This is a genomic window from Rhizobium tumorigenes (genome assembly GCF_003240565.2).
GTDB classification, from domain to species: domain Bacteria; phylum Pseudomonadota; class Alphaproteobacteria; order Rhizobiales; family Rhizobiaceae; genus Rhizobium; species Rhizobium tumorigenes.
The window spans coordinates 222,213-246,133 of record NZ_CP117256.1 but is presented as its reverse complement, the minus strand read 5'-3'; the positions used below and the strand labels follow the sequence as shown (position 1 = coordinate 246,133).

General features: G+C 62.2%; 20 protein-coding genes and 1 pseudogene. 14 read left to right on the top strand and 7 right to left on the bottom strand.

All coding sequences use genetic code 11. From position 1 onward, the window contains the following. Positions 1-136 precede the first annotated feature (136 nt). Positions 137-1,957 carry an ABC transporter ATP-binding protein gene (locus PR017_RS18945; RefSeq protein ID WP_111222313.1) on the bottom strand — a complete coding sequence of 607 codons (1,821 nt, stop codon included), beginning with the start codon at positions 1,955-1,957 and terminating at the stop codon, positions 137-139. Positions 1,958-2,643: 686 nt separating this feature from the next. Between PR017_RS18945 and PR017_RS18940 the strand changes: the two genes are divergently transcribed. Together PR017_RS18940 and PR017_RS18935 are read left to right on the top strand one after the other, a co-directional pair. Beyond that, positions 2,644-2,793 carry a hypothetical protein gene (locus tag PR017_RS18940; protein WP_164498261.1) on the top strand — a complete coding sequence of 50 codons (150 nt, stop codon included), beginning with the start codon at positions 2,644-2,646 and terminating at the stop codon, positions 2,791-2,793. A gap of 346 nt (positions 2,794-3,139) precedes the next feature. Beyond that, positions 3,140-3,313, top strand: a pseudogene (locus PR017_RS18935) (SMP-30/gluconolactonase/LRE family protein); the annotation flags it as partial. Positions 3,314-3,330: 17 nt separating this feature from the next. Here PR017_RS18935 and guaD read toward each other — a convergent pair. The 6 genes from guaD to PR017_RS18905 form a co-directional block, all read right to left on the bottom strand. Beyond that, on the bottom strand, positions 3,331-4,701 hold the full coding sequence (gene guaD, locus PR017_RS18930) for a guanine deaminase (RefSeq protein WP_111222311.1): 1,371 nt from the start codon (positions 4,699-4,701) through the stop codon (positions 3,331-3,333). Between the two features lie 10 nt (positions 4,702-4,711). After that, a complete protein-coding gene (locus tag PR017_RS18925; RefSeq protein WP_111222310.1) occupies positions 4,712-5,563 on the bottom strand; it encodes an aromatic ring-hydroxylating oxygenase subunit alpha in 852 nt (283 codons plus the stop codon). 109 nt (positions 5,564-5,672) lie between these two features. Further along, positions 5,673-6,608 carry an ABC transporter permease gene (locus tag PR017_RS18920; RefSeq protein WP_111222309.1) on the bottom strand — a complete coding sequence of 312 codons (936 nt, stop codon included), beginning with the start codon at positions 6,606-6,608 and terminating at the stop codon, positions 5,673-5,675. An 11-nt stretch (positions 6,609-6,619) separates the two neighbouring features. After that, a complete protein-coding gene (locus PR017_RS18915; protein WP_111222308.1) occupies positions 6,620-7,663 on the bottom strand; it encodes an ABC transporter permease in 1,044 nt (347 codons plus the stop codon). Position 7,664: 1 nt separating this feature from the next. Further along, positions 7,665-9,239, bottom strand: coding sequence for an ABC transporter ATP-binding protein (locus PR017_RS18910; RefSeq protein WP_111222307.1), 1,575 nt, complete (start codon positions 9,237-9,239; stop codon positions 7,665-7,667). A 73-nt stretch (positions 9,240-9,312) separates the two neighbouring features. Next, on the bottom strand, positions 9,313-10,434 hold the full coding sequence (locus PR017_RS18905; RefSeq protein ID WP_111222306.1) for a BMP family ABC transporter substrate-binding protein: 1,122 nt from the start codon (positions 10,432-10,434) through the stop codon (positions 9,313-9,315). A gap of 385 nt (positions 10,435-10,819) precedes the next feature. On the opposite strand from PR017_RS18905, the gene PR017_RS18900 reads away from it, so the two are divergent. The 12 genes from PR017_RS18900 to PR017_RS18845 all read left to right on the top strand — a co-directional run bounded on the left by PR017_RS18900 (position 10,820) and on the right by PR017_RS18845 (position 23,595). After that, positions 10,820-11,059 carry a hypothetical protein gene (locus PR017_RS18900; protein ID WP_240539143.1) on the top strand — a complete coding sequence of 80 codons (240 nt, stop codon included), beginning with the start codon at positions 10,820-10,822 and terminating at the stop codon, positions 11,057-11,059. Positions 11,060-11,072: 13 nt separating this feature from the next. Next, positions 11,073-11,735, top strand: a complete 663-nt coding sequence (locus tag PR017_RS18895) for a Rieske (2Fe-2S) protein (protein WP_111222328.1) — start codon at positions 11,073-11,075, stop codon at positions 11,733-11,735. Next, positions 11,735-12,367: a glutathione S-transferase family protein gene (locus PR017_RS18890; RefSeq protein ID WP_111222305.1), complete on the top strand. Its 633-nt coding sequence runs from the start codon at positions 11,735-11,737 to the stop codon at positions 12,365-12,367. Before PR017_RS18895 ends, PR017_RS18890 begins: the two co-directional genes overlap by 1 nt. Positions 12,368-12,400: 33 nt before the next feature. Then, on the top strand, positions 12,401-13,330 hold the full coding sequence (locus PR017_RS18885; RefSeq protein WP_240539142.1) for a LysR family transcriptional regulator: 930 nt from the start codon (positions 12,401-12,403) through the stop codon (positions 13,328-13,330). A gap of 96 nt (positions 13,331-13,426) precedes the next feature. Further along, positions 13,427-13,927 carry a thiamine pyrophosphate-binding protein gene (locus PR017_RS18880; protein ID WP_111222304.1) on the top strand — a complete coding sequence of 167 codons (501 nt, stop codon included), beginning with the start codon at positions 13,427-13,429 and terminating at the stop codon, positions 13,925-13,927. Then, positions 13,924-14,532 carry a thiamine pyrophosphate-dependent enzyme gene (locus PR017_RS18875; protein ID WP_111222303.1) on the top strand — a complete coding sequence of 203 codons (609 nt, stop codon included), beginning with the start codon at positions 13,924-13,926 and terminating at the stop codon, positions 14,530-14,532. The genes PR017_RS18880 and PR017_RS18875 overlap by 4 nt, the downstream gene beginning before the upstream one ends. Before the next feature lie 17 nt (positions 14,533-14,549). After that, complete coding sequence (locus tag PR017_RS18870) at positions 14,550-16,118, top strand: GMC family oxidoreductase (protein WP_111222302.1); 1,569 nt, start codon at positions 14,550-14,552, stop codon at positions 16,116-16,118. Between the two features lie 41 nt (positions 16,119-16,159). Then, positions 16,160-17,542 carry an amidohydrolase family protein gene (locus PR017_RS18865; protein WP_111222301.1) on the top strand — a complete coding sequence of 461 codons (1,383 nt, stop codon included), beginning with the start codon at positions 16,160-16,162 and terminating at the stop codon, positions 17,540-17,542. Between the two features lie 8 nt (positions 17,543-17,550). Beyond that, on the top strand, positions 17,551-18,420 hold the full coding sequence (locus tag PR017_RS18860) for an aromatic ring-hydroxylating oxygenase subunit alpha (protein WP_111222300.1): 870 nt from the start codon (positions 17,551-17,553) through the stop codon (positions 18,418-18,420). A gap of 2 nt (positions 18,421-18,422) precedes the next feature. Beyond that, positions 18,423-21,569 (top strand): molybdopterin cofactor-binding domain-containing protein, encoded by a 3,147-nt coding sequence (locus tag PR017_RS18855; RefSeq protein WP_111222299.1) that lies wholly within the window; start codon positions 18,423-18,425, stop codon positions 21,567-21,569. Further along, positions 21,566-22,084 carry a (2Fe-2S)-binding protein gene (locus PR017_RS18850; RefSeq protein WP_111222298.1) on the top strand — a complete coding sequence of 173 codons (519 nt, stop codon included), beginning with the start codon at positions 21,566-21,568 and terminating at the stop codon, positions 22,082-22,084. The genes PR017_RS18855 and PR017_RS18850 overlap by 4 nt, the downstream gene beginning before the upstream one ends. Further along, a complete protein-coding gene (locus PR017_RS18845; protein ID WP_111222297.1) occupies positions 22,081-23,595 on the top strand; it encodes an aldehyde dehydrogenase family protein in 1,515 nt (504 codons plus the stop codon). The genes PR017_RS18850 and PR017_RS18845 overlap by 4 nt, the downstream gene beginning before the upstream one ends. Positions 23,596-23,921: the final 326 nt, after the last annotated feature.

Sequence of the window (23,921 nt, the reverse complement as noted above, 5' to 3'; positions counted from 1 at the left end):
ACGCTCCAGGCTTTGAGATCGTTAGAAAAGGTCTTCGTTGCTGAAGGGGCGGGCGGTTCAGATCGTTTCAAGGCGAGGGGGCCACCTCGCGTGCAAGGTAAGCCCATTTTGGGAGAAGGCTGCCTGTAGCCTCTTGTCAGCCGATCAGCCCTTCGCTCGCGATGCCCTTCGTCAGATCCAGTGCCTGGCGCTCGAAAAGCCCCCGGTAGATACCGCTCTCGCGCCGGATCAGGCTAGCATGGGTGCCTTCCTCGGCAATATGTCCGTGTTTGAAGACTAGTAGCCGATCAAGCGCCCGCACTGTCGACAGCCGGTGAGCGACGACGAGTGTTGTACGGCCCTCCATTAGCTTCTCCATTGCCTCCTGGATGAGCATCTCCGACTCTGAATCGAGACTAGAGGTCGCCTCATCAAGGATCAGGATTGGAGCATCGGCCAGGAATGCCCGGGCGATGGCGATGCGTTGCCGTTCGCCACCGGAAAGTTTGATGCCGCGTTCGCCGACAAGTGTCGAATAACCCTTTGGCAACGCCTGTATGAAGTCATGGGCGCTGGCAAGCCGCGCGGCAGTTCTGATTTCCTCTTGCGTAGCGGTTGGTCTTGCGTAGGCGATATTCTCCGCCAGCGAGCGGTGAAACAGGATGGGTTCCTGCTGGACAATGGCGATCTGGCGGCGAAGAGAGGTCTGAGCTACCTTGGAAATATCCTGCCCGTCGATCGAGATTATCCCACCGTTGATATCATGCAGACGCTGGATCAGTTTGATGAAGGTGGTCTTTCCAGAGCCAGAATGGCCGACGAGGCCCACCCGTTCGCCAGGCTTGATGGTGACCGAGAAATCTTTGTAGAGCGGGGCGTGGTGGTTGCCATAGTGGAAGGTGACACGATCGAAGGTGATCAAGCCAGCTTTCACGTGGAGCGCAGGTGCCCCGCGAACGTCTTCCACCCCCAAAGGCTGGGCATGGATGGTGACAAGCTCCTCCATGTCGTTGACCGAGCGCTGGAGGTTACGGATATGCATGCCGATTTCGCGCAGGTAGCCCTGTAGAATGAAAAACGCGGTCAGGACGAAGGTGATGTCGCCGGCATTGGCCTTGCCATTGGCCCAGAGCCAAAGGGCAAGGCCCAGCACGCACCCACGCAACAGGCTGAGCAGCGCATTCTGCGAGGTGCCGTTCAGGGTGCCCCGCGTCCAGGTCCGTCGTGTTCGATCTTGCCACTTCCGAGTGACGAGGGAGAGACGTTCGTCTTCACGGCTTTCGGCACCAAAGGCTTTAACCACCGCATTACACGTCACGGCGTCGGCAAGCGCGCCGCCAAGACGCGTATCCCAACTGTTAGCCATGCTAGCCATAGGCGCGACATAGCGTAATGCCATCACCGCAGTGAACACAATAAAGAGGACCGAACCGGCGCCGACCAGCAATCCCATCATCGGCCAGTACCACGTCATCAGGATCGTTGAGCCGATGAGCATGACCAGCGATGGAAACAGCGCTACGAAGACGGTGTCATTGAGGACGTCAAGCGCCCACATGCCACGCGTCACCTTGCGGACGGTAGAGCCGGCAAAACTGTTGGCGTGCCAATCGCTTGAAAACCGCTGGATATGGGCGAAAGAGTCCGCGGCAATCTCAGACATTGACTTCAGGGTGAAGCCTATGATGGCGGTGAACGTCGCATGCCTTAGAATGACGGCGCTGATCGACAGTGCTATCAGCCAACAAAAAGCGTTGATGGCATTGTTCCACGTTGCGAGATCGCTCGCTTGTCCGGAGACCACGGCATCGACCAGCCGACCGGAGAACAAGGGTGTCAGCACATCCGCAAGGGTCGAGAGCATGACAGTAAACAACATGAAGGAAGCGCGGCCCGGCTGATGCTTCCAATGAGCCCAGCAAAAACGGAAGACGCTGCGAAAAGCCCCGCTGCGGCGGGATTTGAAACCAAAAGCCATTGATATATCCGGCTCACGCCGGCTCCTTCACAGGGAAAGGGATGTCCGCGCAGAAACGCGCGAAAGGGTTTTGTGAGGAATGATCGACGGGAGGGTGGCACCAGTCAATCAGGTTCTATCGCGTCGAAAAACGCTGCAGGCTTCAGGCGAACTTCGCGGAAGCTGCTCGGGAGTTGTGAAAATTAGCCATCGAAAACTCCCTGGAACCGTGTTGATGATTGCCAATCCTAGATCGATTGGGGACGCAGGCCAAGTGGAACTCGGCTAGATTTTTTGGCTAATCTTTGAGATGCGGCAAAGTTGCAACAGATCGCGGGCGTCAGCTGCTATCGATGCATCCCGGATTTCCATGGCCGGCCGCGCTGTCAAGACAGGCCCAGATCTAGCCTCGATCTCATCATGTTGGCGTCACAGACCAGCGCTATCAACCTCACAAAAAAAAGGGTGATCGCATGTACCACGATGATTTGACGATGTCGGAAGTTCTCCATGATCCGATGATCCGGCTTATGCTTCGCGCTGATCACGTGCCGTTGGGTGAATTTGCGAAGATCATGGAAAACGCCGCGCGGGCTAGAAATCTCACGTCTCAGGATAGACGCGAGCGGCCCCCGCTCGAGGCTCCGCAATGAGGGTATAATGGCACAACAGTGTCGTTCGAACTTTGAGGACTAGGAGTGGTCAACATGACGCCCGACGGTTTCAGAGAATGCCTGAACCTCATCCGCTGGACATCGATTGATTTGGTAAACTCGCTGCATTGCGACCTTGCCTGGATCGAGGCGCTGGAGCCGGGCGAAGTCGCCATTCCGGGTGATGTCGCGACATGGATTTAGACGTTGGCGTAATGTCACAGCGAGAATCAGCCGCGGACAACCCACCGGGCAGTGTCGCTCACGCTTCTAAACTCTCCGGCGTTAAAAGGCGTTGGTCATCGAAGTCAGAACGCTTGAACCGTCGTCCTAAAGGACGTAGCAGTCGGTGCCCGAAGGTCTTCGTGGGCCATGTTCCAACGCCCTTCGTGTTTGAAGGGTATGCCCTTCGGCCTGAGTATATAGCTCCCCTGATTTCCGGCAAGCTGTTGGTGGTTTTCCTCTATGCAGACAACGACTTCCTTCAATGCTATCCGATCCATTTCCATGTGATCCCGATCTATGATTGGGTTGAGGCGCTGTTCTGGAAGGACGAGAGATGCATTGCTTCTCGCCAGACGGCATCTTGCTCGGCAAGATCAAGGTGCCACAAACCGTTGCCAACCTCACCTTCGGCGGACCACGCCGCAACCGCCTTTTCGTAACAGCGACGACCTTTGTCTACGCCATCTATCTCACGACGAACGACAAGCAGCGCCCGTAATGCAAGTTGCTAGCTGATCACCTGACAGCCAGTCTGTCCAGCCCGTCGACCCACACGGCGGAGACGTTTGCCCGCGACGCGGTGTATACGATCTTCTGGAGGATCTGCTCACCGTGGTCGAACTCGTCCCAAAGGCGCACCGTCCCGCCTTCAGCCTCGACATCGATGACGACGGCGTCGAATTTGTAGCCGGGCGTGAACTGGCCGATGGGCAGGTCGAGGGCCACGCCGCCCCCTGTGGTCGCAATGTAGAAGGCATCGCGGAAATCGATCTGCGCGGGGCTGAAGGTCGATCGGATACCCGCAGCGACTGTCGGATCGACACCGCTCTGCAACATGCGCGAGGCAAGGATGGCGCCTCGGCAATTTTCAAGCATTGACGCGCTCGGACCGCCGGAAATATCGGTGCCTAATCCAACGTGAACGCCTTTTTCGAGCGCTGCGCGCAGTGGGAAGACGGCGTTGGCGAAATAGGCGTTGGACAGAGGGCAATGGGCGATGGCGGCCTTGCGGACGCGGATTGTTTCGATGTCGCCGGCCGTCAGGAAATTGGCATGGGCGAGAACCGTCTTGCGCCCGAGCAGGCCGAACCGGTCGAGCATGTCGGTGTCGGTAGACCCGTAGCGGTCGAGCACGTAGCCATGCGCCCAGTCGCTCTCGGAACAATGGGTCTGGACATGGCAACCGCATTCGCTGGCGATGGCACCGAGCCCCTCGAGTGTCGCATCCGTGCAGGACGGAATGAAGCGTGGCGTCACCACCGGCAGAACGCGATCGGCGCCATTGTCCGGATGGCTGCGGATATGGTCCACCAGCGCCCGCGTGCCCTCCAAGGCCGCCTCTTTCGATGCGTCGCGATAATAGTCCGGGCATTCGTCGGCATTGTCCATTGCGACTTTGCCGATCAATGCCCGCTGGCCTTTCTCGAGGCAGAGATCCACCAGCAGGCGCGTCGCCTCCTGGTGGACTGTCGCGAAATAGAGGGCGGTGGTCGTGCCGTTCGCCAGCAGGTCGTCGACCAGCAATCCATAGCTGCGCCTTGCAAAGGCCAGGTCCTGGTAGCGGGCCTCGAGCGGGAAGGTATAGGTCTGCAGCCAGACCTCGAGCGGCACGTCGAGCGCGCTTCCCAGCTGCGGATATTGCGGCGCATGTACGTGCAGGTCGACGAAGCCCGGCAGGAGGTAGGTGGTGCGGGAAAGGGTGACGAGCCGCCCGTCGGTCTCGCGGGCCCGGCGAATTTCGTCATAGCCGGGTTCGCCGGGCCTCAAGATCGCCTCGATCCTGCCGTCACCGTCGATGTCGATCAAGACGTCCTGCAGGATATCGATGGTGCCGCGTACCGGCGTGTGAAAGCCGCTGGCGCTAAGTGTCCGGTTGCGAAGATCCATGGGTTATCCGCTACGCTGCCATCGCTGAAGTGCCGTAGGTGATGCCCTTCTCCTTCAGCCAGCGACGATAGGCGATGGAGCTGGCATCGGCCCGCGTCGGGATCTCCGAGCGCGCCTCCATCGGCAACAGCACCGGGCGCTGGTTTTCGAGAATGATGCGGTCCTGCAAGAAGATCAGTTGCTGGAAATGCACCAGCTCGGTGGTCGTCGAGACATCGTCGATCAGGAACATGACGGGATGGGCGCGGCAGCGGCCGGGATCGAGCGGCTGGACGAACAGGCATATGACATCCCATCGGTTGGCCGCGTTCGGGCATGTCTTGTAGAGCAGCGTCGCAAACGGGGTCATGACGCGGTAGATATAGTCGGTCATGATGCCGCCAGTCGCGGATAGGGCGGCCTGCGGCTGGAAGAATTGGCAGTTCGTTGCCCAGACCTCGTCGACATCCCGGCGGATCTCGGCATTGTAGTGCATCACTTCGGTGTGGGGCTCGGCGCCCAGAATGTCGGTGTGCACGAACGGAAAATGCGCCATGTCGAGAAAGTTCTCGACAATCCGTAGCCCGGATGCGCGAACCATCACGGAACCGCAGTTGACGACACGACGGTCTTCCTCGTCAGCCTCCGGCAGCGCAAAGAGGCCGCCGGCCGGTTGCCCCAACGTCGTCCAGACAAGGCCGAAGCGTTTGATGATCGGAAGGGCACCGTCTTCTGCCGTAACCGCGATTAAACCTTCCGCCTCTCTCGTTACCACAAGATCGCTGCCGAGCAGGCGGCTCGACGATGTCCCGAAGGGAATCTCCGTCTCCGTATCGAGCGGATACCATTGATTAAGGGCTGCCTGGTCCGAACATCTGCTCATGGAGTGCTCCCGTTTCTCGATCGACTGCCTGCCGCCTCATCTTGATGATCTGCGGGCCATTGGTCCATCGCTAAATCGACAAATACCCGCGTGGCGCATGCCTCCTGCATCAGCGCACATCCCTGTAATAGGGCACGCCGATAGCCGCCGGTGCCGCCATGATCCGGCGCATCCGCTGCCAGGTGAGCACCGGCACGATGATGAAGGCCATGGTGCCAAGATAGGGCAGCATCGACAGAAAGGCAGGCGCAAACGGCCAGCCACGCGCTTGGCCGACGAAGCCGAGTGCCGTGATGAAGCCGAACAGCAGCCCGGACAGGACAGCCGGGATCGGCCGGTAGCCGGCAAAAATTACCAGTGCGACGGCAATCCAGCCGCGACCGGCGACGACCCCATCGGACCACGAGGGCACGAAGGTCAACGTCAGATAGGCACCGGAACCCGCCGCCAGCGCGGAGCCGGCCGTCACGTAGACGAAGCGGATGAGATTGACGCAAATGCCGGCAGCATCTGCCGCAGCCGGATTTTCGCCGACAGCCCGCATGTTGAGGCCGTGGCGGGTTCGGAGCATCAGGTAGCTGAGCCCGACCGGCAGGATGATATAGATGAGATAGACGAGGATGTTCTGCGAAAAGAAGGCCTTCCCGAAGATCGGGATGCTGCTGAGAAGCGGTACCTCGATACCGGCAAACACCGCACGGGCGGGCATGCCGGAATAGGCGCGGCCGATCGTCGAGGCAAGACCATTGCCCATCAGTGTCAAGGCAAGGCCGCAGAGCACCTGATTTGCCCTGAGGATCACAGTGGCGAACGCGAACATCATGCCGAAGACAGCGCCGACGCCGAGGGCCGCGAGAAAACCGACCGTTGGCGACGGGAATGACGCGACGGTGGCAACCGCTGTCAGCGCGCCCATGGCCATCAGCCCTTCGACGCCGAGATTGACGACGCCGACGCGCTCGGCCAGCACCTCGCCGAGGGCGGCCAGCGCCAGCACGCCGCCGGCAAGAAACGCCGTGGTGAAAAGCCCGGTCAGAAGGTCCATGTTCTGTCTCCTCAAGCCTTGTCGCGGGCGATACGGTAATGGGCGAGTTCGTCGCCGATCGCGGTTAGAAACAGGATCAATCCGGTGATTGCCAGCACGGTCGACGTCGTCAGCCCCTGCGTCTGCAGGATGATTCCGGAATTGAGGATAAAGGCCATCAGCGCTGCGGAAAAAATGACGCCGACCGCTGAGCTACGGGCGAGAACCGCGACCATAATGCCGAGATAGCCGTAATTGTTGGAGATGCCCCCTTGCAGGCGATGCACCGTGCCGGCGATCTCCAGCATGCCGGCGAGACCGGCGATGGCACCGGAGAGCAGCATGACGGTAATCAGGTGCCTGCGGACCGGCATGCCGGCATAGCGCGCAGCCGATGGGTTCGAACCGACGAGGCGCACTTCATAGCCCCAGCGCGAGAACGCCAGCAAGGCCGCGACGGCCAGCGCGACGATAACGGCAATCGGCAGGCCCCAGTGGACTGAGCCCCAGAAGTCCGGGATTTCAGCGGAAAGTCGTTTGGTGGCCGAATTCGCCATCTTGTCGCGCCAGGCGTTCGTCGAGACATAGTAGACGAGCAGGATCGCGACGAAATTGAGCAGTAGCGTCGTGATCAGCTCGTTGACACCGGCGTAGGCGCGCGCAAGCGTCGGCACGAGGATCCAGACGGCGCCGCCGACAAGTCCGGCGACGAACATCATCGGCAGGATGACGACCGGCGGTCCCGGCACGAAGAGACCGACAGCGGCGGCAGCGAAGGCCCCTGCGTAGAACTGGCCTTCCGCCCCGATATTCCAGGCGCCGATCTGCTGGGCGACAGAGACCGACAGCCCGGTGAGGATCAGGGGAATGAGCAGCAGCCCCAGATCCTCCAATCCAAAACTCGATCCGAAGCTGGCGCTCAACACCTGCAGGCCGAGATTGAGAGGATCGGCCCCGGTGAGCGACAGGACGATACCGGCAAAGACGAGGGCAATGACAATGGCTGCGGCGCGCGCCGCAAAGGCTATGACGGGCGACGCGGACGGCAGACGCTGAAGGCGAAGTGATGCAGCCATCTCAGGCGGCCTCGTGGGTTGGTGCGCGGCCGCCCATGAGCAGGCCGATCTCGTCGAGGTCGGCGTTGTCGGTATCGACGATGCCCATGATCCGGCCTTCATAGAGAACAGCGATCCGGTCTGAGACGTTCAGCAGTTCCTCGAGTTCTTCGGAAATGAGGATGATACCGGCGCCGGCGTCGCGAAGTTCGACGATATAGCGCAGCATCGTGTTGATGGCGCCGACATCGAGGCCGCGGCTGGGATAGGCGGCCACCAGCACGCGGTGGGCGATCCGCATTTCGCGACGCGCCACCAGCCGCTGCTGGTTGCCGCCCGACAGATTGCGGACGGGCATGGCGAAATCCGGAATAGCCACCTCGGCAGCGGCGGCAATTTCCTTGGCCAGCGCCGCTGCCGAGGCCGGCCGGTAGATGCCTCCCGCCGAGATCCGCGGTGTCTTGTATTCGCGCATGACGGCATTGACGGTGATGCTCAGCGCCGGCGCCAGGCCGCTGTGCAGTCGGTCTTCCGGAATGTGGCCGATGCCGCTATCTGCAAAAAATGCCGCATTGCCATTCTCCACCGCGCTGCCATCGATAAGGATGCGGCCTGCGCTGAGCGGGCGAATGCCTGTCAGCACCTGGCTGAACTCGCGCTGCCCGTTGCCAGCGACGCCCGCAATGCCGACGATCTCGCCGGCCCGGACGTCGAGCGAGACATCGAACAATGCCTGATTGCCGTTGTCGCCCGAAGCCGAGACGTGCTCAAGGCTGAGCGCCGGTGTCGCCGACATTGCAGCCGCGGTCGGCGAGCGCTGGCGCATGTCGGCAAGCACGATATCTCGACCGACCATGAGCTTTGCAAGCATGCGCGGATTGCACTCGGCCGCCTCGACCGTCGCCATCTTGCGGCCGCCGCGCAGGATGCTGATGCGATCGGAGATTTCCAGCACCTCGTCGAGCTTATGGCTGATGAAGATGACGGCATTGCCGCTGGCGACGAAGTTGCGCAAGGCCTTGAAGAGCTCGCGGGCTTCGGCAGGGGTCAGCACTGCCGTCGGCTCGTCGAGGATCAGCACGCGCGCCTGGCGGGCAAGCACGCGCAGGATTTCGACGCGCTGCTGCTCACCCGTCGACAGGTCGCTCACCCGCGCGCCCGGTCGGGTCTGGAGATTGAATTTTTCGGCAAGCGCCTCAGTCCGGGCTTCCAGAACAGGCGCCGAGGCACGGCGGGGTGTCTCAGACCAGCCGAGATGGATGTTTTCGGCAACCGTGAACGCCTGCACGAGCTTGAAATGCTGATGCACCATACCGATCCCCGCAGCGATGGCCTGCAGCGGGGTGGCGAACTGCTTGGCGTAACCGTCGATAATGATTTCGCCCGCGTCCGGCTGGTAGATACCGGTCAGGATGTTCATCAGGGTCGACTTGCCGGCGCCGTTTTCGCCCAAGAGGGCGTGGATCTCACCCGGCATGACATCGAGGTCGACATTCTCGTTGGCGACGACGCCTGGAAAATACTTGGAGATACCCTTCAGCTGGACCAAAGGCGGCGCACCGGCAGGAGCTTTGAAACGGATCGCGTTTTCAGTCATCAATATGCACCGGAAGGAAAGCAGCGAACCCGGCCGCAAGGCCGGGTCCCGGATTGGTGGTTGTCGACCGGGATCAGCCGGAAAGGCCCGAGACGCCCTCGACCGACCAGTCCCAGTTGTAGAGTTCCAGGTCGGTCATCGTCTGGCCGGCAGCAACACGTACCTTTCCGCTTGCATCCTTGATCTCTCCGGTAAACGGGGACCAGCCGCCAACCATCTTCTGGCGGACTGCGTCGGCCGCCGCCGCGACGTCGGTCGGAACCTTTTCGCCCCATTTGTCGCGATCGACGCCCGCACCCATGGCAAACAGCTGCTCGGTCGGCGTCCAGGTGCCGGCGAGGCGCTTGCCGACCTGGTCGACATAGAATTTGGTGAAGTCGATCAGCACGGACGAGACATAGGATTTCGGGCCGTAGCGGCGGATGTCGGTGTTCCACATCGCCGCCCAGACGCCACGCTTTTCCGCGACCTGGAGATATCCGGCCTCATCCATAATACCGAAGAGGAAGTCGCAGCCGTTGTCGATCAACGCCGTGCCGGCCTGCGTCGCTGCCTGCGGGTCGAACCACGAGTTGATGACGATGGTCTGCAACACGGCGTTCGGGTTGACGCTGCGAGCGCCCATCAGGAATGCGTTGGTCGATGCATAGACGGAAGCGACCGGGAAAGAGGCGATGTAGCCGAGCTTGCCGGTTTTAGACAGATGGCCGGCGGCAACACCGATCACATAAGTCGGATACCAGTGGGCGAGGTAGTACCAGCCGAGATTGTCCATCGTCACGCGGCCGTCGCATTCCATGAAGGCGACGTCGGTGGCGCGCTTGACCACCCCATGCAGGAAATCGCCGTTGGACGACGTATCGAAGATGATGTTGGCGCCTTCGCTGACGAACTGGCGATAGGTGCGTGTGGCGTCGGCCGAGTAGGGAATGTTCTCGACCTCGAGAACCTTCTTGAGTTTGGGATAGGCCTTCTTAACGGCCAGGAGACCCTGATGGTGGGACCAGGTCCATCCCTCGTCGGAGATAGGGCCGACATGGCCGAAACCGACAACAGCGTCTTCTTCCTTGATCGGGGGAAATGCCGAGGCGGCCAGTGCCTGGCTGGCAAAGCCTGTCGGCAGCATCAGCGAGGCGGCGCCAGCGGCACTCATGTTCAAAAATCCGCGTCTTGAAAGCGTACGCAAGTCCAGCATGGTATCCCCCTTTATAGCCGGCTTCGGCCAGCGTTGATTTATGCGACGCAACAACTGTGCCAGATGACGAGGACCAACTTCCCGGTCGAAAACGGCTCTGGAGCGGCATAGATCTGCGCGGTTTCGTCCATCTCAAGCGCGCAAGACGCTATCGGCAATCACAGTGTCAGACGGCATTTGTTCGGAATAGTGCCAATTTTTCGAAGGCGCTCAGGCGCAAAAGGCAACAACTCCGTCACCAAACCGACTTGAACTCTCCGGCAAAAACCGGATAGGATGCACAAAACTAAGGCGCGATGAAAATTTATGCAAGACGGGTCATTTTCATGCAGGTCAAGGCACTAGGGAGGTCGCAGAGCGGCGCTTGCCCGAGCGAGGTCGAGCGATGATCGAAGCGGCAAGCTTTATCTTTCGCGGTCAGATGATCTGCGACAGCTTCACGGAGTTTGCCACGCATCGCGCCCGCAAGCTGGATCTCGACATCGATTTCGGCGCCTGCGACAGTGCAGCCGCCACTCTTTCGGTTCGCGGTCAGGGCGATCTCGTCGATGCGTTCGAGATGGCCTGCAGCCTGGGCCCTTACGACTGCATCATCCTGGATATCGAGCGACATGCTGCGGCATGAAGAGGAGCGGATCATGAGACTGGAAGCAGGGTGGGTGCCGGTCGGGCTTTCGTCCTCGATCGAGCCCGGAACCTCGGCGGGTGCCGTCGTCGACGGGCAGGAGATCGTCGTCTGGCGCGACAGCAGCGGCATCGTCCATGTCTGGGAGGATCGCTGTCCGCATCGCGGCATGCGGATGAGCTTCGGTTTCGTGCGCGGCGACCATATTGCCTGCCTCTACCACGGCTGGCAGTATGATGCTGCCGGTCAGTGCCGCTACATCCCGGCCCATCCTGCGCTGGACGTGCCTTTGACCATCAAGGTGCCGACATATCTTGCGCGGGAAGACTACGGGATCATCTGGGCGACGGCATCCAGCGAGGCCGTTTTGCCGGATGCCGTGGGTGCCGCAGAATTCGCGCCCGTCCGCAGCCTCTATGTCGATTGTCCGATCAGCGATGTGCTCGCGGCGCTCGATCAGGCGGGAATGAAACATCTGGATGCCAACACCGGACTGCTGGCGGCGGATGGCGACCGGCTGCTCATGGCCGTCCAGCGAGTCTCCCCCGACAAGACCGCCATTCACGGTGTCATTCTCGGCCCTCTTTCCCCGCAGGCAAGCGGCAGGCAGGCGCACCACGCCCGCCTAATGGAAAAGATGCGGTTCGAACTCGAGCAAACGGCGGAGATGGCCTGATGCCGGAAATCACCCTCTACGGCTACGAACTCGACGAAAACAGCTACCGCGCTCGTCTTTTGCTATCCATGCTCGGGCTGGATTGGCAGACCGTGGCCATCGACATGTTTCCAGGGCAGGAGCACGGGAAACCGGCCATGCTGGCTCTCAATCCGCTCGGGACGCTTCCCGTCGTCAAGGATGGCGATCTCGTCGTTTACGGCATGGCGCCCGTTCTTCTTTATCTTGCCAGGGCGCACGACGCGGCGCAACAGTGGCTGCCGCACGACCCGAAGGCCTTCGCCGACGTCGTCCGATGGGTCGGCTTTGGCGACACTGCCCTTGGCCCGGCGGTGGCGGCCCGGCTACAGGCGCTGTTCGATACGCCCGGTGACGAAACAACGCTTCGCGCCTCGGCCCGCAAAGCCTTCCGGATCATGGACGACCATATGACAATCCGCCATTTCGATGGACTGGAGTGGTTTTGCGGCAGCGGTCCGACGCTTGGCGACCTCATGCTTTTCCCATCCTTCGCCCTCAGCCGCGATTTCTGTGTCGATCACGCGGAGTTCCCGGCGCTGCGACGCTGGATCCGGCATTTCCGCTCGCTCAAGGGCTTCCTGACCATGCCCGGCATTCCCGATTATCACTGAGAGCGGAAAGGCGCGGCTTATGGGCATGTTGGCATGATGGATCCATTTCGGCTCGGGCTGGTGGCCACCCGTCTCCACTACTTTCAGCTCGTGGCGCGTCTTGGCTCCATTCGCCAGGCAGCCCAGGCCCTGAACGTCGCGCCGTCCTCGATCAGCCGTATCCTGAAGCAGCTCGAGGAAGAGCTCGGCACGCCTCTCTTCGAGCGTGTCCGCCAGCGGCTGAAGCTCACCAGCGCCGGTGAACTGATGCTCTATCACGCCCGTCTCAGCCTTTCGGAACTGAAGCGCGCCTGCACCGAGATCAACGATCTCAACGGACTGCATCGCGGTACCGTCTCCGTCGCCATCATCGAAAGCGTCTCGCGGGGATTGATGCCGGACGCCCTGCAGGAATTCTGGAAGCGGCACCCGGAGATCTCCGTCGATGTCAGGGTGATGGGATCGCAGCAGGCCGCCGATGCCGTGGCCGCTGGCGAATGCGATCTTGCTGTCGTGTTCGACGCCAAAGTGGCGCGCAATGTGCGGCGCATTTCGACTGTGCTGTTGCCGCTCGGCGTACTGGCGCTCCCGGATAGCCCTCATGCGCAGAAGAAGGAACTGAAGCTGTTCGACCTTGCTGGCGAACGGGTCATCCTGTCCGACGCCAGCCTGACGCTCGGCGCCTGGGTCGAGGATGCCTTCAGCCGATCTTTCGTCGACCTCACGCCCCGCGCGCGCACCAACTCCATCGGGCTCATGATCGATCTTGCCAAGCGCGACCTCGGCACGGTGCTGCAGACCCGTGTCGGCATCGAACAGGAGATTGCCGATGGGACGCTGACGTTCGTCCCCTTGCACGACGCCAAGGTCAATCCGCGCAAGCTGATGCTTCTCTCGCGCTCGGAGAAGGAAATGTCGGACGCCGCCTCGGCGATGGGCAGGCTTCTGGCGCAGTCGCTTGATGGATCGGAAGATCGAACATGATGACATGTTGCTTTTGGCGCATTGTATGGATCGAAAATAAGACCCTATTCGGAACATCCGGCATTTGTCACCCTGACCGGGAAGAGAGGATGCCCGATGAAAAAATCTGCTGTTGACGCTGTCATCCGTGGCCTGAAAAAGGCCGGCGTGAGCGTCGTTTGCTACCTGCCGGACTCACTTTTCAAGGAGCTCTACCCGGCGCTCGATGCCGATCCCGATATCCGCACGATCCGCGTCACGAACGAGGGGGAGGGCGCCGCGATCTGTGGCGGGGTCTTCCTGTCCGGCAAACGGGCAGCATTGGTGATGGAAAATTCCGGGCTCAGGGCGTCTGTCGAACCCCTGGCGCGCATGGGCCTTGGTGCCGGCATCCCGGTCGTCATGCTGATGAGCTATCGCGGTGAGCTCGGCGAGAACAACTGGTGGGCGATCCCCCATGGCATAACCATGGAGCCGGTGCTCGACGCGCTGCGCATTCCGTACCGGATCGTGCGCGAGGAAGAGGCGATCGAGCGGGCCATCACCGACGCCTTCAAGTGGTCCTATGCGGCCTATTACCATTCGGCAATCGCGCTTGGCGGGGAGATCGTCCGATGAAACGCTTCGATTGCATGAAAGCCCTTTCGGCCCGGCTGAAGGATGAGCTCGTCATCCTCTCCCTCGGTGGCAGCGTCGACGAATGGTACAACGCGGCGCCGCATATGCGGGAAGCCAGCCTTTTCCAACAGCAGCTCGGCTGCGTCACGCCCCAGGCCTTCGGGCTTGCCGCCGGCCTGCCACACAGGCGCATCGTTTCGCTGGATACGGACGGCGGCATGATGTTCAACCTCGGCATTCTCGCGACGCTCGGAAACGAGCAACCGAAGAACCTCCTCGTCGTCGTCTGGGACAACGAGATCTACCAGTCGATCGGCGGACCGCCGACGCATACGGCCTTCGGACGTGTCGATATCGCTGCCATCGCGCGCGGCTGCGGCATCGAAAATGCCTTCACGGCACGCGACGTGGAAGAGTTCGACGCCCATTGCGCCGCAGGGCTTGCAGCCCACGCCCCCTATGTCATCGTCGCCAAGGTTGCCGGCACGGTGCAGCCGGACATCAAACGCAAGCACAGCGATGGCCGGGAGGACAAATACATCTTCGTCCGCCATGTCGAGGCGAGCGAAGGCATCGTCATCATGGGCCCCAGCGAGCACAACTGAACAGGAAATATCGTTCGATGTCCGCCATCGCCATTCCCCAGAAGCCGCTTTCCAGAGCCTACGACTATATCGTCGTCGGATCGGGGTCGGGCGGCTGCGCGGTGGCACGGCGTCTGATCGACGGCAGCGACGCGAGCGTGCTCTTGATCGAAGCCGGAAGCTCGGGCTTCGGCATTCCCGAAATTGAAGACCCGGCGTCCTGGGTGCCGCTCGGCCGCAGCCGCTACGACTGGGGCTACGACTACGCGCCGACGCCTGCGGTCAACAATCGCGTCATCGGTATTCCGCGCGGCAAGGTGCTCGGCGGCTCCAGCAGCGTCAATGCGATGATGTGGTATCGCGGCCATCCGATGGACTACGATGCCTGGGAAGCTGCCGGCGCAAAGGGGTGGTCTTTCAAGGACATGCTCCCGTTCTTCAAGCGTTCGGAAGACTGGGAGGACGGTGCATCGGACCTGCGCGGTGCAAGCGGCCCGTTGCGCATCGAGCGATGTGCGACACTGCACCCGACAGCCGCGGCGATGCTCGACGGCGCCCGGGCGCTCGGCATTCCCGTCATCGACGATCCCAACGGCCCCGACAACGAGGGTGCTGCCGTTTCCAATTTCAACATATCCGGCGGCAAGCGTTGGAGTTCGGCGAAAGGCTATCTCGAGCCGGTGCTCGACAACGAGCGGCTGACAGTGGTGACAAATTCGCTCGCGATCCGCCTCGGGATCGCAAACGGCCGGTGCGTTTCCGTTACCCATCTGGTCGACGGCCGTCCGCACGAGACTGAAGCAACGACCGGCGTCGTTCTCGCCCTTGGAGCGATCGACACGCCGCGTCTGCTCATGATGTCCGGCATCGGCGATCCCGCCGAGTTGAAGCGGCTCGGGATAGACGTCCGTGCCGCACTTGCAGGCGTCGGCCGCAACCTCCAGGATCATCCGCTGGTGCAGGCCTGCGTCTTTCGCGCCAGGCAGCCGCTTGGGCCGACGATCGGCAATGGCGGCGGCACGATGATGAACTGGAAGTCGAGCGCTCATCTGCCGCAAGCCGACCTGCACGCCTTTCCCGTCCAGGGCAACAGCGCCGAACCGCGCATTCGTCAACTTTATGATCTTCCCAGTGACGTCTTTTCGATCGGCTGCGGGCTGATGCGCTCGAAGAGCGTCGGCTATTTGAGGCTGCTGAGCCCGGAGCCGGGCGGCGGGCTGGAAATCCAGCCCAATTACCTCGCTGAACCGAGTGATCTCGACGCCCTCGTCACTTCGGTGGAAACGATAATGGCGCTCGCGGCAACGCCCGCCTATGCGGACTGGTTCGGCGGATACGCAGCCCCGCCGGCGATGCTCGGCCGAAAGGACATCATCGCTTACATCCGCAACGCCTGCTCGACCTTTTTCCATGTCTGCGGAACCTGCGCGATGGGCAGCGGGGAGATGGCTGTGGTCGACAGCAGGCTGAGGGTGATGGGCGTCGCCGGGCTGACGATTGCCGACGCTTCGGTCATCCCCATTATCCCGACATGCAATACCCACGCGCCGGTTACGATGATCGGCGAGCGGGCGGCCGACTTCCTGCTCACTGCGACCGGGACCTGAGCCCTCGGTGCAGGACCGGATAAACGAAATTGGAACCCATCATGGCAAGTGCAAGACAGATCATCGCCGGCGACCATCTCCTGACCATGGATCCGGCAAATCGCGTCGTGACGGGTGGTGCCGTACTGATCGACGGCGGACGCATTGAGGCGGTGGCGCCGCTTGCCGAACTCGTGGCCGAACATCCGGAGGTGTCCGTCAGAAAGATCGAGAATTCCGTCCTGATGCCCGGGCTCATCAATGCCCACGCCCATTCCGGTTTCCTGCGCGGCACGGCGGAGCACCTGCCCGTCTGGGACTGGCTGACCCTGCATATCAACCCGATGCACCGCATGCTGCAGCCGCACGAGGCGGAGGCGGCGTCTTGGCTCTGTTACGCGGAATCTGTTCTCGGCGGCACGACGACCGTGGTCGACATGTGGCGATACATGGACGGCAGCGCAAAGGCTGCAGCCGCCATCGGCAACCGGCTCGTGGCCGTGCCCTATGTCGGCGAGCACCCGGAATATAACTATTTCGACACGCTCGACATGAACGAGGCGATGATCGAGACCTGGCATCGCAAGGCGGATGGGCGCATCAACGTATGGGTCGGGCTCGAACACCTCTTCTATGCCGACGAGGCAGGCCAGCAACGCGCCATCGCCCTTGCCAAAAAATATGACACCGGCTTTCACACCCATTGCAGCGAAGCGGAGATCGAGCTGGCAGAGTTCGGCAAGCGCTATGGCAAGCGGCCGATGTTTGCGCTCGAAGAGCTCGGCTTCTTCGAGGCACCGCGCACCATGATCGCCCACGGGGTCTGGCTCGATTCGGCAGAGATCGAGCTCATCTCGAGGTACAAGGTCTCCATCGCCCATAACCCGGTCAGCAACATGAAGCTTGCAAGCGGCATCGCCCTCGTTGGCGATATGCTGGCAGCCGGCGTACCGGTGGGGATCGGCACGGATGGCGAGAAGGAAAACAACAACTTCGACATGTTCGAGGAAATGAAGGTCGCCTCCCTGCTCGGCAAGCTGAAGGATCTCGATGCGGCCGCGATGGATAGCTGGGACGTCCTGCGCATGGCGACGATATCAGGTGCACGCGCCATCGGGCTCGATCACGAGATCGGCTCGCTGGAAGCGGGCAAGCGGGCGGATCTGATCGCCGTGCGCACCGATACGCCGCGCATGACGCCGGTTTTCGGTGAAGACCCCTATTTCAACCTTCAGCACAACCTCGTCCACGCCGTTCGCGGCGGCGATGTCAGCATGACGATGGTCGACGGCAAGATCCTAGTCGAGGACGGCATGCTTAAGACCGGCGACATGAAGGCAATCATCGCCGAGATCCACCGCATCGCACCGCCGCATTTTGCTCGCCGTGCGGCATGGCTGGCAGAGAACGCCGGCGGCACGGCGCAGTGGACGAAGGCTGAATAGGAGCCTCCATGGCAAAGACATCCGACAGGGCTGCACTGGACGAGTGGTACGCTGTCGAAACCGCAGCGGACGTCACCGGAGTGCCCGTGCGGACGCGGTTGCTCGGGCAGGACATCGAGATCGTGCGCCAGCAAGGCGGGCGGATCGTCATTTGCGAAGTGCATTCCGGCGTGGCGTCTGACGCCCCCTTGCCTGCGCAGGAGAAATACGGTTGCGTCTGGACGACGCTCGGCCATCCGAACAGGGACATCTTCGACATCTCGGAAGCCTCGGAGACCGATCGCCGGTTTGTACCCTGCGGCTGGGTGAGGATGCGGGCATCAGGCCTTCGCGTCGTCGAAAATTTCCTCGACATGGCACATTTCCCGTTCGTCCACACAGACATCCTCGGTTCGGAACCGCACACCGAAGTGCCGGGCTATCTGAGTGAGGTCCGCCGCGATGTCGACGAGGTCTGGGCGACCAACTGCACCTTCTTCCAGCCGCGCATTGCTGCCACCGAGAGCGAAGGCACCTTCGTGCAACTGACCTACCGCGTGCCCACGCCTTTCTGCGTCATGCTCTACCGCGTCTGCCCCACAGCGCCGGATCGGCTCGACGCCATTGCGCTGTTCATCCAGCCGATGGAAGAGGGGCTCTGTCGCGCCCAGCCCGTCATGTATCTGGTCGACAACGCCTCGACGCATACCTCGCTGCTACACTTCGAGCAGATCATTTTCCTGCAGGATCGCATCGTCGTCGAGAACCAGCGGCCGCTTCTGTTGCCACTGGAACCGCGCCAGGAAATCCCGACCCGCGCAGACAGCTCCTCCGTCGCCTACCGCCGCTGGCTGAAGGAAAAGGGTATCCGTTTCGGCACAACGATGGGGGCTGGCTGACGATGACCCGCGCCGACTTCACCGTGCTCCATCCGGCGTCCGTCGGGAATGCCCTCGGCATGATGCGGGATTTCGAGGATGCGCGTCTCGTCGCCGGCGGGACGGCCCTGCAACTCGAGTGGGCAAAAAGTGCGGCGAAACCGGCAAGACTGATCGATCTCGGGCGCATAGGCGAGATGACCGGTATCTCGCTCGACGACAAGATCATCCGCATCGGAGCCCTTACGCCGCTGTCGGCACTCTTGAGGGATCCGCTGGTTGCCGAGCGATTGGCGATGCTCGCGGTATCGGCAGCATCGGTGGCGGGCCCCGCAGTGCGCAATATAGGCACAATCGGCGGCAATATCGCCGGCCGCAATGGCTGCCTGCTGCCGCCCATGCTGGCGCTCGATGCTTGCCTGGAAATCGCCCGCACAGGCGGCACCGGGCGCGAAAGCCTCCGCCATTGGCTATCGCAGCCCGCCACTCCGGATGAAGTAATCAAGGCCGTCATCCTTCCCGAGACGTTCCCTGTCTTTCGCTGGACCACGCGAAAAATCGGATTGCGCGCCGCCTTCACTCCGAGTGTCATTGGCATTTCCGGCCTTATCGGACTAACGGATGGCAGGATCGAAACCGTGCGGCTTGCTGTCGGCGGTGGCATCGTGGCGCCGACACGCCTGGTTGCAACAGAGGCGAGCCTCGGGGGTCTCGCCTGGGCCGATGTCGACTGGGACGCGCTGCACGCCCGGTTGATAGACGAAATATCTGCTCCCGATGATATGTTTCGATCTGGCCGCTACCGCCGCCACGTCGCTGCCAATGCCTTGGTCCATGGCCTGGCCGGGCTGCCCGAATTGCCCGCACGATCCCGCAGGTGCCGGCTGGAAGCGCCGCCGCTCGTAGCAGAAATTCGACTGAGCCGGAGGGACCAGCCGCAGCGCTGGCACACGCGCCCGGACGTGGAGGCCAAGATCGCTGGCCAGCTGGCCTACCTTACCGACCGAAGAATGTCCGGCATGCTGGTCGGGCGGATCTTGCGCGCTGGCGTCGGCCACGCCCGGATCGTCTCGATCGACACGCGCGATGCAGAGGCTCTGCCGGGGGTTGCTGCCGTCGTCACCCATCGCGACATCAATGGTGTCAACGCCTTCGGTATCGTCGTACAGGATCAACCAGCACTATGCTTCGACAAGGTGAGGTACAAGGGCGATGCGGTCGCGGCTGTCGCCGCCGTCGACGAAAGGACGGCACAGGCAGCGCTCGATCTCATCAAGGTCGAATATGCCGCACTTCCACTCGTCACCGATCCGCTGCAGGCTCTAGCCGATGATGCGGCCGCCGTGCACGAGGGCGGCAATCTCCAGCGAAGCTTGCATTTTTCACGCGGCAACGTGGTGCAAGGCTTTGCCACTGCCGCCCACATCGTCGAGCGCGTCTATACGACGCCCCGGCAGATGCATGGCTTCATGGAAACAGAAGGCGGCTATGCGGAGGTGGAGGCGGGTGGCGTTCTGTCGATCTTCGCCGGCGGCCAGCACGGTGCTCGCGACCGCCAGCAACTTGCGCGAATTCTTGGGCGGCCGGAGGAGACGATCCGCGTCGTCACCAGCCCGACGGGCGGCGCGTTCGGTGGCAAGGACGAACTGACGGTGCAGCCGGCACTGGCGCTTCTTGCCGAGAAAACCGGGAAGCCGGTTGGCATCCACCTATCGCGCGCAGAATCGGTCGTTGCCGGCGTCAAGCGCAATCCAATGACGATCCGAATGCGCACCGCCTGTGATGCCGATGGCCGGCTGCTCGCCCAGGAGGTCGATGTCCTCTCCGACGCCGGTGCCTATGCATCGCTCGGTCCCGGCGTTCTTGAGACCGCGCTCGAACATGTGGCAGGACCCTACATCATAGATAACGTTGAGACCCGCGGTCGCCTTGCCTATACGAACAATGGTGTCTGCGGGGCATTCCGAGGCTTTGGCGCCAACCAGATGACCTATGCGATCGAGTGTCAGATGGATCTGCTGGCAGACCTCTGCGGCCTGACGCCGGTCGACATCCGTCGCCGCAATCTGCGCCAGCCCGGCGCGCCCGGCTATCTCGGCCAGATTGTGTCTACCTCAGAGCGGCTGTCCGAGATGCTGGATGCCGCTGCCGCAAGTCCTCTGTGGCAGGAGGCGGGCGGGGTAGGGCCCGAGGAGATCGTTGGGGTCGGCATGGCGTTGAACTATCAGGGCAATGGTCTCGGCTCGCTGGTTCCCGACCCGGCCGGCGGCAGGCTTGCCCTCTCCAAAGACGGCTTCATCGAAGCGGCCTATGGCCTCGATGAAATGGGGCAGGGCCTGCCGACATCGATCAAGGCAGCCGTTGCCGACCGGCTTGGCTGCGGGCGCGACGATGTCCTGCCAGTGACGGGAGATACCCACCTTGCGCCCGATTCCGGCTCGACCACGGCATCGCGCGGCGGCTATGTCGTCTGGCAGGTGGCCAAGTCCGCCGGCGCGCTGCTGGCGCCACAGCTGCTCGAGGCCGCCGGACTGAAAATCGGACTTCCGGCAATGAGCCTGCGGCTTGCACCCTGTGGCTTTGCCGACGCCGGCAGCAACAGCGGGGACCTTCTCCTCACCTACCGTGAGCTGGCCCGCTCGCTGGGGCCGGACGCGCTGCCCAGCGCCACGGTCGCCTTCGACTTTCCGAAGACGGACTACGAGGCAGGCAACGCCCGCTACATCTTCGCCTTCGGGGCATGTCTGGTGCGGGTTGCCGTCAACCGCGTGACCGGCAGCGTGCGTGTCATGGAGATCAGGCAGCACACGGCGGCAGGCCCGGTCATCGACGTCGCCGCCTATCTCGGTCAGATGGAGGGTGGCGCCATCCAGGGGCTCGGGTTTACGCTGACGGAAGACGCCATGATGCACGACGCCACCAACGTGAACGGCAATTTCGACAGCTATATGATGCCCGGCATCAGGGACAGTGCTTCGGTAATGTCGGTCTATGCACTGGAAGATCTGGACGCGGGCGACGAGCTTGGGCCGCGCGGGGCCGGCGAACTCGGCATCGGCGCCATCGCGCCGGCGATTGCCAATGCCGTTGCCGATGCCATCGGCCACCGGCCGCTCAGCCTGCCGCTTTCCCCGGAGGCAATCCTCGATGCGATGGCGGGGCGGGCATGAGCACCGTGGCGACGACGCACGTCAACTTCCGCCTCAACGGCGAAACGGTCGCCCTCGAAGTGCCGCCGGATATGCGGCTAGCCGAACTGTTGCGCGACGAACTCGGTCTCACCGCCACCAAGATCGCCTGCGGCATCGGCCGATGCGGCGCCTGCACCGTGTTTATGAACGGCCTTGCCGTCAATGGTTGCCTGGTCATGGCATGGCAGCTGCCGGATGCAGACATCGTCACGCCGGAGGGGATCGATGCCTTCGAGATCGCGCGGGTCGTGAAGGCAGCGCTGGCCGAAGAAAATGCTTTCCAGTGCGGCTACTGCGCGCCCGGCTTCCTGATGGCCCTGACGGCACTGTTCATCGACCTGCCGGCTGCTGGCGAGGCGGAGATTCTTTCTGCGCTCGAGGGCAATATCTGCCGCTGCACCGGCTATCATTCGATCATTCGCGGTGCGCTCAACGCATCGGCGCGGCTTGAAGCTGCTCAATTGGCCCACGGGCCGGGAGATCCACACCCATGACCATCCCAATTCGCATCTTCGAGCCCGCCAGCGAAGGCGCACGACGCTTTCTGGCACAAACAGAAAAGAAACTGCTGATCGATGGCGCGTGGGTCGCGGCCGCCTCCGGCGCCACGTTCAAGACGTTCGACCCAGCCACCGGCAAGTCTCTCGCTGAACTGGCGGCGGCAGGAGCAGCCGATATCGATGCCGCCGTCTCGTCGGCACGGCGAGCATTCGAAGGGGATGCCTGGCGCGGCATGACGCCGTCGGCGCGGGGCAAATTGCTGTGGCGGATCGCTGATCTCATCGATGCCCATGTCGACGAACTTGCCGAACTCGAGACCCTCGACCAGGGAAAATCTCTCAAGACTGGACGCTTGGGCGAGATCCCCGCCTCGGCCGAGCAGTTTCGCTATTACGCCGGCTTTACCACCAAGATCCTCGGCACGACGATCCCGACCTCGATCGGCTACCAGCCGCCGGGCAAGAAGATATTCGCCTATACGACGCGCGAGCCGATCGGAGTCGTCGCCGCCATCACGCCGTGGAACTCGCCGATGCTGATGGCAGCCATGAAGCTCGCCCCGGCGCTGGCTGCCGGCTGCACGGTCGTCCTGAAGCCGGCGGAAGAAACGTCTCTGACCACGCTTCGGCTGGGGGAACTTATGCTCGAGGCCGGGCTGCCGCGCGGCGTGGTCAACATCGTCACCGGCCTCGGCGAGACGGCCGGTGCGGCACTGACCAGCCATCCCGGCGTCGACAAGGTCGCCTTTACTGGTTCGACCGAAGTCGGCAAGCTGATCGTCGGAGCCGCCCGGGGCAATCTCAAGAAGCTGACACTCGAGCTCGGCGGCAAGTCGCCGGCCATCGTCATGCCGGATGCCGACATGACGATGGCCATACCGGGCATTGCGCGGGGCATCTTTGCCAATGGCGGACAGGTCTGCGTCGCCGGCTCGCGCGTCTATGCCCATGGCTCGATCTATCAGCAACTGGTCGAAGGGCTGGCGCAGGAGGCGGCCAAGCTGCGGCTCGGCCACGGCCTGGATCCGGAGGTCGACCTCGGGCCCCTCGTCAATCGCCGTCAGGCCGATCATGTCGCGCGCTATGTGACCGAGGGCGCCAGCGAAGGCGCCGAGATCGTTACAGGTGGCGCGCAGGACGGAGAGTTACAGACCTTCTACCGGCCGACGGTCATGACGGGGGTCCGGCAGGACATGCGGATGATGCGGGAGGAGATTTTCGGTCCCGTGGTGACTGTCACACCGTTCGATGACGCCGATGAGGCAATTACCTTTGCCAACGACTCGCCCTACGGGCTTGCAGCCAGCGTCTGGACGGAGAACCTCGGTTCTGCCCATCGGCTCTCCGCGCGGATCCGTTCAGGCACCGTCTGGATCAACTGCCATTCGTACTTCTCGCCCGAACTGCCGAAGGGCGGCCACAAGGAATCCGGTTGGGGCTACGAAAACGGCGCGCCGGGCCTGGAGAACTACCTGGAAACCAAGACGGTCTGCGCTGTGATCTGAGGTGGCGCCAGCCGGGATATCGAGCAACTTTCCGGCTGGCGACGGGGCTGCTACTTCTTCAGAAGGTAGTCGTTGCTGACGAAGGTCGAAAATCAGGCGCGGCTGTTAAAACCTTACCGTCGCCATCGACTAGGATCTTTGCCTTCACAGCGTTGGTGCGGGGATCAGCAAATATGCGGAAGGAGGTCTTTGATGGGCCGTTGCAGCGTCGAGGCTTGACAACAAAGTGATTTCGGGCGTCCGCAGGCAAGCATTCGGTTATGCCCAAAGACGTTTTTAGAGTTTGACGGTGCAAAAGCGGAATTGGCACGCCTGGGTGTCAAAAG